This window comes from Alicycliphilus sp. T452 (assembly GCF_054512775.1).
In genome coordinates, this window is sequence record NZ_JBTNEH010000024.1 from 38,827 (window position 1) to 49,789 (window position 10,963).

Genomic DNA, 10,963 nt, shown 5'->3' on the forward strand with positions numbered 1-10,963 from the left:
GAATTGTCTGTGCAGGCATATCTGACCTGACTGAAGCTAACAGAATGGCGCGACCAAAGAAGAGCGAAGCCCCCGACCTTGCCCAGCGGGTTAACCTCACCGCTGGTGCAATCGGCCGGTTTACCTGCCCGGCAGGCAAGCAGCAGGCATTCATGCGCGACAGTGAAGCCCCGGGCCTGCGTGTGCGTGTAACTGCTGCTGGCGCAAAATCGTTTGTCTATGAGGCCAAGTTAAACCGGCAAACCATCCGCCACACTATCGGGGATGTGAAGGCGTGGAGCATTGAACAAGCCCGCGCCGAAGCACGCCGGCTTGCCGTAGTGCTTGATAGCGGGCAAGACCCGCGCGAGCTGGAACGCCAGCAACAGGCCGCCCGGACTGCACAGAAGGCTATCGCCACCGCTCAGGCTGTCACAGTGGGCGAAGTTTGGACTGCGTACCTTGCCGATCGTCGCCAGCACTGGGGCAAGCGCCATTATCAAGACCACGAAAAATTAGCCAACGCTGGAGGTATGGTGTCCGTGCGTGGCACTCGTGGCCGTGGCGTGACAATTGCCGGCCCTCTGCATCCCCTGATGGCGATGCGGTTACAAGCCCTGACAGCCCCGGTTATCGAGACATGGGCAGTACATGAGGCCCAGACTCGCCCAACCCCCGCCCGGCTGTCATGGCGTCTATTACGTGCCTTTCTGACGTGGTGCGCAGAGCATCCGCAATATGCAGCTGTGGTGCCTGCTCAAAACCCCGCCAAGACCCGTCGCACGCGCGAAGCACTAGGCAAGGCCGGCGTAAAGCAAGATGCCCTTTTGCGCGAACAGTTGCCCGCGTGGTTTTCCGCCGTGCGCAACATCGGCAACCCGACCATATCGGCCTATCTACAAACGCTGCTACTGACAGGAGCCCGCCCCGGCGAAGTGCTGGCGCTGCGTTGGGAGGACATAAACAGCCAATGGCGAGGAGTGACGATCCGAGACAAGGTGGAGGGTGAGCGCGTCATTCCCCTCACGCCCTACGTTTGGCACTTACTGTCCGCCCTGCCCCGCCGCAGTGAATGGGTGTTCGCCAGCGCCAGACACGAGCCGGGCAAAGCGGCAAAGCCCATTGCGAAGCCCCATCATGCCCACACCACGGCCTGCAAGGTTGCAGGCATCGAGGGGCTGACTTTCCACGGCCTGCGCCGCAGCTTCAAGAGCTTGACCGAGTGGCTGGAAATCCCTGCCGGGGTAGTGGCGCAGATTCAAGGCCACAAGCCCAGCGCCACAGCAGAGAAACATTACACCGTGCGCCCGCTAGACCTACTACGCCTACACCATGAGCGCATTGAGGCGTGGATATTGGAGCAAGCAACCGTCGAATTCGCACCCGAAGCGGCAAGATTGCGAGCCGTTAAGTACTAGCATAAACCGTCCCAATGGATTACAATCAAAACCATGCAGACAGTCGCCGAGTTGCCTGAGTTCATTCGCACGGCAGACAAGTTGCTTAGCCTTGAAGAGCGGCAAGACCTGATCCGGCATCTGGCTTCACACCCCAAGGCGGGCGATCTGATGGAAGGCACAGGAGGCGTCCGCAAGCTGCGCTGGCGCAGGGGTGACCACGGCAAGAGCGGCGGCGTGCGAATCATCTACTACTTCCATGATGAGCACATGCCGCTCTATCTGCTGACCCTCTTTGCAAAAGGCGACCGCGCCAATCTGAGTAAGGCGGAGCGCAATGAGCTGGCCGAGCTGACCGGCGCGTTGGTCAGCATTTGGAATGCGAAAGGACGAAAGAAATGAGCACGGCATTCGACAGCATCAAGCAGGGCTTGCAGGAAGCCATTGCCCATGCCGAAGGGCATGGCCGGGGCGTGCGCGTGCATCGTCCCCGCCCAGTGGACGTGAAGGCGCTGCGCGCCAAGGTGGACATGACGCAGGAAGAATTCGCGGCAAAGTTTGGTTTCTCCACTGCCACCCTGCGCCACTGGGAACGCGGTGACCGCAAGCCGCATGGGGCATCGTTGGTGTTGCTCAACGTGATCGAACGCAACCCGCGTGCGGTGATTGAAGCACTGGCAGCTTGACGGTACCCTCCATGTGGGAGACAGGCAACAGAGCCAACTTCGCTGATTGGCGGGAGTATGACGCTGTCGCCGTCTGGGAACTGGCGGCGCTGATGGCTGGAATCGACCCGCGCGCGCTCAGCGATGTGGTTGGCCCGGACGGCGATGCTCTTGACCTCAGCGCCGAACAGGAAGCCGTGATCGCAGGCGTCCACGCGGGAGCCATTGAATGCGGTCGGTTCGAGCAACCACCCATCACGCCTAAAACCGTCATCAAGATGGCAAGTGCCATCGGGTGGCTTCGCCAGCACAACCGCGCCCCAGTTGCCACCGCATTGGATCGGACGCTGCACGCTCCTACGCCAGATCGCATCATCAAGAAAGAGAAGCTGATCGAACGCTACGCGGACAAGAACTGGCCGACGATTGAAGAAGACCTCAAGCGCGCGAAAGACAACGGCCTCAACGTAGCGCAATCCGGCGCGCACGGCCTGTGGAACGAGCTACTGGCCCTTGACTGGGCGCACCAGCACGCCAAATTGGCAAGCGATAACGATTCCGCCAAGGGGCTGTCGGGCTTCCCTTGGCCTGTGCCTCACTCCTGAACCACCGATAGGCAGCGCGGAAATTGCCCGCATTCGCCCGGAATTGCCCGGCACTGCCCCGCCGTCATGCCCCATTGACCCGGTTGGCACAGCGCCAAGGCCCGCAATAGGCCATTTCCGCCCTCTCATAAGAATGGGGAGCCATCACAACTTCCGCAAGGAGAAAAGATGGCCTCCCTCCGTCCTGTCCCGCCGCCGCTGGAGCACGAAACCCGCTCCACACTTCCGACCGCAGAAGCGGCCTTTCACCTGAACCGCTCACAGCAGACCCTGCGTGTCTGGGCCTGCCGCGAGAACGGTCCGATCCGCCCTGTCCGCGTCAATGGCCGCTTGGCTTGGCCCGTGGCTTCCATCCGCGCCGTGCTGGAGGGCAAGTAATGAAACGCGAATTCAACTTCAACGCGGCAAACGTCTTCCTGCGCGCTCTCGACCCCGAAGGCGTATTTACCTTCCAAACCTTTCACGAGGGCGCCAAAGCCGGCGGTGGCCGCGTGCTCCATGGCACGCTCGCTCAACATCAGCTGGAACTCATGCGCCTCAACGAAGACGGTCAAGGCGTGTTCGTGATGGTCAACAAGGGCGATGGCATTGTCCACGGCAATGCGAAGACGTGTCGTACGGCGGCCAATGTAGTCGCGGTTCGCGCCCTGTTCGTCGACTTGGACGGCGCACCACTGGAGCCGGTTCTGCCGTACCGCCCGCACATCATTGTCGAAAGCAGCCCCACCCGCTGGCATGCGTACTGGCTGACCCACGACCTGCCACTGACCGAATTCAAGTCGCTCCAGCAGCAGCTCGCCCAAAAGTTCAATGCAGATCCCAAGGTTTGCGATCTTCCTCGCGTGATGCGCCTGCCGGGCTTCTGGCACCAAAAACGCTCGCCCTTTCAAACCCGCATCCACCAACTGCTCAGCAAGGAGAACTCCCATGCGTAAGCCTACTGCCGCGTCTATTCACTTGACGCCGATGCCCTATCAGGAACTCCTTGCAGCGCTGGGGCTGAAATCACCCACAACCGCGCGCTCCGCAACGACCCATGCGGCAGCGAACGATTCGACTATCCCTGAATCGAGCCGCAACAATACTCTCACCAGCCTTGCCGGTGTGATGCGTCGCAAAGGCTTCGATCAAGAAGCCATCGAAGCCGCCTTGCTGAAACACAACGCCGAGCGCTGCAATCCGCCGCTGCTCGACACCGAAGTCAAGGCCATTGCTGCCAGCGTGTCGCGCTACCCGCCGACCGGCACGATTGATCCGTTGTCGATGACGGACGTGGGCAACGCCGAAGCCTTCGCGAAATCAATCCAAGACCGCGTGCGCTACGTTCATGCACAGGGCTGGTATCTCTGGAACGGTTTGCATTGGGTACGTGACGAGTCGGGTCAGCTCATGGAAATGGCCAAAGATGCCGTGCGCGGCATGCCCATGCCTCCCGCCGCCGCGCAGGACGAGGATGCACAGCGCAAGTGGCAGTCACACGTCAAAAACAGCCTCCAACTCACGCGCCTGAAGGCCATGCTGGAGTTGGCCCAGTCGCACCCGACCCTTTCGGTCAGCCCCGCAGCGCTCGACAGCCATCCCATGGTGCTCGGTGTTGCCAATGGCGCCATCGAACTCAAGACGGGGCGCTTGCGCCCCGCGCTCAAAGAAGACCTGTTGACGACGCACAGCCCCATTCAGTTCGACCCGCAAGCCAAGTGCCCAAAGTTTCATGCATTCCTTTCGACCATCTTCGGCGGCGACAAGAAATTGATGGCCTACGTGCAGCGTGTTGTCGGCTATGCACTGTCGGGGGCGACGAGTGAGCAGGTTTATTTCTTCCTGCATGGCGCTGGCGCCAACGGCAAGAGCACGCTGTTGAACGTGATAGCGGAACTGCTTGGTCACGGTCTGGTCAAGACGATCCAGCCCGAATCCTTGATGGCGAATCGCTCCGGCTCCAGCAACGACCTCGCCCGCTTGCAAGGTGCGCGTGTGGTGCTCAGCAACGAAACCGAATCCGGCGCCCGGCTGAACGAAGCGCTTATCAAACAGATGACCGGCGGCGAACGCATCACCGCGCGCTTCCTCTATAAAGAGCATTTTGAGTTCGTTCCGCAGTTCAAGCTGTTCGTAGCGGGCAACCACAAACCGGCCATCGTCGGCCGTGACAACGGTATCTGGCGCCGCGTGAAGACCATTCCCTTCGAGATCAGCATCCCGCCGAACAAGCGCAACCCGAAACTTGGCGAAGAATTGTTGGTCGAGCTCCCGGGTATCCTGAACTGGGCGCTCAAGGGCTATCAGGATTGGGCTAAGAACGGGCTCCGCGAGCCCCCGGTAATTTCGCAGGCCATTGCCGACTACCGCAATGAGATGGACATCATCGCCCAGTGGCTGGAAGACGAATGCATGAAAGACCCTACAGCTGCGATCAAAGCTCGTCAGGCTTATGAGCGCTTCAAGCTTTGGTGTGAACAGAACGGCTACAGCAAGCCAATGACCAGCGCCAATTTCTACCGCGAGTTCAAGGCGATGTTCAAGTGCGTCAAGCGCAACGATGGCAATTACTACCTCGGCGTGAAATCGCGCTACCCGTAATGCCAGTGGAGAAGGTGGAGGCTTTGTGCCAAAATTTTTCTAGTTGGCTGTTTTTTTCCCATGAAGGAGAAAGTGACTGGCGAGCCTCCACCCCTCCACTCCAGCTCGCACCACCGCATGTGAACCTGGTTGGCAGTATCTGGTATCAGATAGTCGGCCCGTAATATCCCATCATCCGCCCCAGCTCCCGCAGCCCCACGATCATCGCCATCGGGTCTTGCTTGACCCGAGCGAGCTCAATCGCATCCTGCAACTGGTCGATCACCGCCTCGCGGCTTAGCGCCAAGCGCTCGGCATCTACTTGCTGAATCTGCCGCAGCGCCCGCTGCACGTTAGCCTTGGTTAGCAGCCGACTCGCCGTCACCTTGGCCGAGCGCGGCGAATAGCCCGCTCGCACGGCCGCTGCCGCGCCGTTGCAATCCACGGCGTATTCGCGCACAAAGCGCGATTGCTTGGCTCGCACGGCTTCACGCTGCGACATCGACTGGCTCCTTCAATTGCATGACCAGCTCGATCCGGCCGGCGTACAGGTCTTGCCACCGCCCACGAGGTTCGGCCCCGCGCGGTGGTACCGATTGCCGTAATTGTCGTTGCAGCCGCCAGGATCGCAATGGGTAATCACGCCCGGCGCGCGGGCACGCCGCTCCTTCGCTCGCTCGCGCGCCTCCGCACGCGCCGCCTCGGCCTCTCGGTAGCCCGCCGGGCCAAGGCACGCCAGATCGGCCTTGCGCTGCGCCGCCGCCACGTTCGTCAATTTTTCCGACCGGGAGGCCGTCACGCTGCCCCGCGCGATATCAATATCTCTCTGCGCCTGGCGGCACTCGAACGTGCTCGCGTAGTCTCGTTGCGGCGCCTGCTCCTGCCGCGTCGGCACGGCCTGCTGAGCTTGGGAGGAAGGCGTCGGCGCGGCATATCGCTGCCGCGCAGTTTCCGCCTGCGCACGCTCATCTTCCAGCTCTTGCGCCGTCTTTCTGGCTTGAACCTGCTTTCCGACCTCGCCCCCACGACACCCGCTGTCCGAGTAGGTCACTTTTCCAGTTCGGGAATCGGTGCACTTCACGACTTGGGCCTGCACTGCCGCACAACCGAATAGCACCGAGACCAGCAACAAACGACCCCACGCGCCCATGGTGCCCCTCCCTATACGGCTGTACCGCAATGCGGGCACTGCCGGGCTCCGACCTGCACCGCTTCCGCACAACCGCCGCAGCGCTTGGCAACCGTGTTCCGACAGTGCTTGCAAACCAGCGCTTCGGCCTTGATCGACTCAGCGCAATAGGGGCAGGCCTTGTAGCGCCCACGCAACTCTTGCACGGCACCCGTCGCCGTCTTCGTGGCTTTTGAGGCTATCGAGGCGACCAGCGGGACACCTTGGCGCGCAGATCGACCAACCCACCGCAAGAGGGACACGAGCGCGCGGAAGATGCCAAACAGCACGGCAAGGCCAATGACCGTCAGAACGCCCCTCACGATCGCATCCGCGCTGCCCCAGTCCCCCATCTTCATCAGCATGCCGACGAGCCATGCGATGGCAGAAACCACCATCACAACGCCAAGCGCCACCTCCACCCCCTTCATGATTCGCCCGGATTCCTGAGCCACGGCACCCCCGTTTTATAGATTCAATATGTTGAAAACAACATATTAGATTCTGGCTCAATACTCCTACAAGAACAACCATTTCTGTCGTTTTTGAACTGGACAGAAATGATCAAGAAGAAGCGCGCCGAGAAACCACTGGAGGAGTTGCTGGGCGCCCGGATAGCCGACCTGCGGAAATCCCGCCAATGGACTCAAGCGCAGCTGGCAGAACGGATCGAGGTCGAGCCGGAAACCATCAGCCGCTTCGAGCGCGGCGCCACCGTGCCGTCGCTCCACACGCTTGAAAAGCTCGCGCAATCCCTCAAAGTCAGCATCGGCGACCTGCTGGTTCCAAGCTCCACCGTGCCTGACGATCAGGCAACTCGCATCAGCGCGTGGCTGTCGGAGCTGAAGCCCGCAGATCGGGCCTTCGTACTCGACCTGCTCAAACGCACCTGCGATCACCTTCGATAGCACTGCGGGCACGCGGCGACGGCTAAACTGCCGTTTTACCTGTACCGCATGCCCAATGGCTATCAAGAAATCCGATCTCTACTCTTCACTTTGGGCTTCATGCGATGAACTGCGTGGCGGCATGGACGCCAGCCAGTACAAGGACTACGTCCTGTTCATGCTGTTCATCAAGTACATCACCGACAAGTACGGCAATTCGGACGACTTCGAGCCCCCGGTGTCCATCCCCAAGGGTGCCAGCTTCAAGGACATGATCGCCCTCAAGGGCAAGTCCGGCATCGGCGAGAAGATCAACACGCAAATCATCCAGCCGCTGATCGAGAGCAACCAGAAGCTGGCACGCAGCGACTTCCCGGACTTCAACGACCCCAACAAGCTGGGCGAAGGTCAGGCGATGGTCGATCGCCTGACCAACCTGATCGGCATTTTTCAGAAGCCCGAGCTGGACTTCTCCCAAAACCGCGCCGAGCACGACGATATCCTTGGCGACGCCTATGAATACCTCATGCGCCACTTCGCCACCGAAAGCGGCAAGAGCAAGGGCCAGTTCTACACCCCGGCCGAAGTCAGCCGCGTCATGGCCAAGGTCATCGGCATTTCTCCCGCCAACAGCACGGCATCCACCACCGCCTACGACCCAACCTGCGGTTCCGGATCGCTGCTGCTCAAGGTGGCCGCCGAGGCCGGCAAGCCCATCACACTGGAAGGGCAAGAAAAGGATGTGACCACCGCCGGCTTGGCGCGCATGAACACCATCCTGCACGACTTTCCCACCGCCAGCATCGTCAACGGCAACACCTTGGCCGCGCCCAAGTTCAAGGATGGCGAGCAGCTGCGCACCTACGACTATGTGGTCGCCAACCCCCCTTTCTCCGACAAGACGTGGAGCACCGGCCTCACTCTCGGCGACAGCGGCAAGGGTGACCCCTACCAGCGTTTTAGCTGGGGCGTGCCACCCGCCAAGCAGGGCGACTACGCCTACCTGCTGCACATCATCCGCAGCATGAAGGCCGCCGGCAAAGCCGCGTGCATCCTACCGCACGGCGTGCTGTTCCGTGGCAATGCCGAGGCGGGCATCCGCCAGCAGCTGGTGCGTTCCGGCATCCTCAAGGCCATCATCGGCCTGCCGGCCAACCTCTTCTACGGCACCGGCATCCCAGCCTGCATTCTGGTGCTCGACAAGGAGAACGCCACCGCCCGCAAGGGCATCTTCATGATCGACGCCAGCAAGGGCTTCATCAAGGACGGCAACAAGAACCGCCTGCGCGAGCAGGACATCCACAAGATCGTCGATACCTTCAACCGGCAGGTCGACAGCCCGCGCTACGCCCGCATGGTGCCCTACGACGAGATCGCCAGCCCCAAGAACGATTACAACCTGAACCTGCCGCGCTACATCGACAGCAGCGAACCCGAAGACCTGCAGGACATCGACGCCCACCTCAACGGCGGCATCCCCGAACGCGACATCGACGCCTTCGCCGCCGACTGGCAGCAAATGCCCGGCCTGCGCACCGCCTTGTTTGAATCGGCAGGCCGTCCCGGCTATGCCCGCCTCAAGCTGCCGATGACCGATGTCCGGTCGGCCATCCTCGGCCACCCGCAGTTCACCGCCTTCACCGGCAAGGTCACCACGCTGTTCAACAAGTGGCGCGAAGCCATCAACCCAAAGCTCACGGGTTTCAGCCAGAACGGCCATCCCAAGGAGCTGATCGGCACCGTGTCCGAAACCCTGCTCGCGTCCATGCAGGCCGCGCCGCTGATCGACGCCTATGCCGTCTATCAGCACCTGATGGACTACTGGGCCGAGACCATGCAGGACGACGCCTACCTGATCGCCGCCGATGGCTGGGTTGCCCAACCGGCGCGCATTATCGAGACCGACAAGAAGGGCAAGAAGAAGGACAAGGGCTGGTCCTGCGACCTGATCCCCAAGCCCTACATCGTCGCCCGCTACTTCACCAAGGAACAGGCCGCGCTGGACGCCATGCAGGCCGAACTGGAGGCCGCCAGCGGCCAGATCACCGAACTGGAAGAAGAGCACAGCGCCGAGGACGGCGCTTTCGCCGGTTTCGAGAAGATCAACGCCGCGCAGGTCAAAGACCGCGTGAAGGAAATCGGCACCGACCCCGAGGCCAAGGAAGAATTGGCAGTGCTCAAGCAATGGCTCAAGCTCAGCGAGCAAGAAAGCCAGCTCAAGAAAACCGTCAAGGAATTGGACGCCAAGCTCGACCAGCAAGCCCATGACCACTACGCCAAGCTGAGCGTGATGGACATCAAATCGTTGGTGGTCAACGACAAATGGCTCGCCCGCCTGGCGGCCGACCTGCAAGGCGAAATTGACCGTGTGGGGCAAACCCTTACCGCCCGCATCCGGGAACTGGCCGAGCGCTACACCATGCCGCTCCCAGAGCTTGTTGATGGAGTAGCGGCGCTGTCAGCAGCAGTGGACGCGCACCTTCAACGCATGGGGGCGACATGGAAGTAAGGCCAGGGTACAAGCAGACGGAAGTTGGTGTACTACCAGCGGATTGGACGCTTGAGCCTCTCGGAAAGCACGCGACCTTCCGAACAGGGCCGTTTGGAAGTGCGCTTCATAAGTCCGATTACATAAACGATGGCGTTCCAGTTATCAATCCTATGCACATCGTCAACGGAATGATCGAGCCCACTCGATCGATGACGGTCTCAGAAAACGCGGCCAAAAAACTTTCTGATTTCCGCATGAAGGCAGGTGAGATAGTCATCGGGCGGCGGGGTGATATGGGAAGATGTGCTGTAGTTCAAAGCCACCAAGCTGGTTGGTTATGTGGCACGGGATCAATGATCGTTCGGCCTATCAACTCTGACTCCAATTTCCTAAATCGACTACTTTCCAGTCAGCGAGTGATATCTGCAATTGAGGAGTCTTCCGTCGGAACCACGATGGTGAACCTCAATCAAGCCAGCTTGGCTAGCCTGAAAATTCAGTTGCCACCAATTGCAGAACAACGTGCCATCGCCACCGCGCTATCAGATGTGGATGCACTGCTCGACGGGCTGACCCGGCTGATCGCCAAGAAGCGCGACCTCAAGCAGGCCGCCATGCAGCAACTTCTCACCGGCCAAACCCGCCTGCCGGGTTTTAGTGGGGCGTGGAAAATGAGGCTGCTGGGGGATGTCGCTCACATCACGACAGGGAAGCGCAATAACCAAGACAAGGTCGACGATGGGATCTATCCCTTCTTCGTAAGATCGGCCACGGTCGAGCGCATCAATAGCTACTCCCATGACTGCGAGGCAATCTTGGTTCCCGGAGAGGGTCAGATCGGTAGCATCTTCCATTACATCAGTGGACGCTTCGACGTTCACCAGCGCGTGTATGCGATAACGCAATTTGCGGAGGATGTGTGGGGGAGGTACGTGCATCTCTACATGTCAGAGCATTTTGGTGCTTGGGCTATGCAGAACACCGTGAAGGCGACAGTTGACTCGCTGCGCTTGCCGACATTTCAGTCGTTCCAATTGCACTTGCCGCCGACATTGGATGAGCAATCCGCCGTCGCCACCGTCCTTTCCGACATGGACGCCGAACTGGCCGCCCTTGATGCCCGTCTCGTCAAGACCCACGCCCTCAAGCAAGCCATGGTGCAGGAACTGCTGACCGGAAAGATCCGCCTGATATGAGCACCATCATCCCCCA

The 10,963-nt window shown here is 60.5% G+C and carries 13 protein-coding genes; 10 read left to right on the forward strand and 3 right to left on the reverse strand.

Features of this window, described 5'->3' with window-relative positions; all coding sequences use genetic code 11:
- Positions 1-44 precede the first annotated feature (44 nt).
- The 7 genes from ACX12L_RS18505 (at position 45) to ACX12L_RS18535 (ending at position 5,226) form a co-directional block, all read left to right on the forward strand.
- Positions 45-1,397, forward strand: coding sequence for a tyrosine-type recombinase/integrase (locus tag ACX12L_RS18505; protein WP_459263910.1), 1,353 nt, complete (start codon positions 45-47; stop codon positions 1,395-1,397).
- 33 nt (positions 1,398-1,430) lie between these two features.
- Entirely contained in the window at positions 1,431-1,778 is a 348-nt protein-coding gene (locus tag ACX12L_RS18510) for a type II toxin-antitoxin system RelE/ParE family toxin (RefSeq protein ID WP_459263911.1), read from the forward strand.
- The gene (locus tag ACX12L_RS18515; protein ID WP_459263912.1) at positions 1,775-2,062 is read left to right on the forward strand and encodes a helix-turn-helix domain-containing protein; all 288 of its coding nucleotides are present in this window, start codon (positions 1,775-1,777) and stop codon (positions 2,060-2,062) included. The genes ACX12L_RS18510 and ACX12L_RS18515 overlap by 4 nt, the downstream gene beginning before the upstream one ends.
- On the forward strand, positions 2,059-2,646 hold the full coding sequence (locus tag ACX12L_RS18520; protein WP_459263913.1) for a hypothetical protein: 588 nt from the start codon (positions 2,059-2,061) through the stop codon (positions 2,644-2,646). The genes ACX12L_RS18515 and ACX12L_RS18520 overlap by 4 nt, the downstream gene beginning before the upstream one ends.
- Positions 2,647-2,814: 168 nt before the next feature.
- On the forward strand, positions 2,815-3,024 hold the full coding sequence (locus ACX12L_RS18525) for a DNA-binding protein (RefSeq protein ID WP_459263914.1): 210 nt from the start codon (positions 2,815-2,817) through the stop codon (positions 3,022-3,024).
- Positions 3,024-3,581: a DNA-primase RepB domain-containing protein gene (locus ACX12L_RS18530; protein ID WP_459263915.1), complete on the forward strand. Its 558-nt coding sequence runs from the start codon at positions 3,024-3,026 to the stop codon at positions 3,579-3,581. Before ACX12L_RS18525 ends, ACX12L_RS18530 begins: the two co-directional genes overlap by 1 nt.
- Positions 3,574-5,226 (forward strand): phage/plasmid primase, P4 family, encoded by a 1,653-nt coding sequence (locus ACX12L_RS18535; protein WP_459263916.1) that lies wholly within the window; start codon positions 3,574-3,576, stop codon positions 5,224-5,226. The genes ACX12L_RS18530 and ACX12L_RS18535 overlap by 8 nt, the downstream gene beginning before the upstream one ends.
- A gap of 145 nt (positions 5,227-5,371) precedes the next feature.
- Here the strand turns inward: ACX12L_RS18535 and ACX12L_RS18540 are convergent, their stop codons facing one another.
- From ACX12L_RS18540 to ACX12L_RS18550, 3 genes are read right to left on the reverse strand one after another with little or no spacing between them, the layout of a single operon-like run.
- On the reverse strand, positions 5,372-5,707 hold the full coding sequence (locus ACX12L_RS18540; protein ID WP_459263917.1) for a terminase small subunit: 336 nt from the start codon (positions 5,705-5,707) through the stop codon (positions 5,372-5,374).
- Between the two features lie 12 nt (positions 5,708-5,719).
- Positions 5,720-6,355, reverse strand: coding sequence for a DUF4124 domain-containing protein (locus tag ACX12L_RS18545; RefSeq protein WP_459263918.1), 636 nt, complete (start codon positions 6,353-6,355; stop codon positions 5,720-5,722).
- An 11-nt stretch (positions 6,356-6,366) separates the two neighbouring features.
- Entirely contained in the window at positions 6,367-6,804 is a 438-nt protein-coding gene (locus ACX12L_RS18550; RefSeq protein WP_459263919.1) for a zinc ribbon domain-containing protein, read from the reverse strand.
- Positions 6,805-6,933: 129 nt separating this feature from the next.
- Here ACX12L_RS18550 and ACX12L_RS18555 point away from each other — a divergent pair, with 129 nt between their 5' ends.
- The 3 genes from ACX12L_RS18555 to ACX12L_RS18565 are packed head-to-tail and all read left to right on the forward strand — an operon-like array spanning position 6,934 to position 10,947.
- Complete coding sequence (locus tag ACX12L_RS18555) at positions 6,934-7,281, forward strand: helix-turn-helix domain-containing protein (RefSeq protein ID WP_459263920.1); 348 nt, start codon at positions 6,934-6,936, stop codon at positions 7,279-7,281.
- Positions 7,282-7,336: 55 nt separating this feature from the next.
- Positions 7,337-9,769, forward strand: coding sequence for a type I restriction-modification system subunit M (locus ACX12L_RS18560; RefSeq protein WP_459263921.1), 2,433 nt, complete (start codon positions 7,337-7,339; stop codon positions 9,767-9,769).
- Entirely contained in the window at positions 9,760-10,947 is a 1,188-nt protein-coding gene (locus tag ACX12L_RS18565; RefSeq protein ID WP_459263922.1) for a restriction endonuclease subunit S, read from the forward strand. Before ACX12L_RS18560 ends, ACX12L_RS18565 begins: the two co-directional genes overlap by 10 nt.
- Positions 10,948-10,963 lie beyond the last annotated feature (16 nt).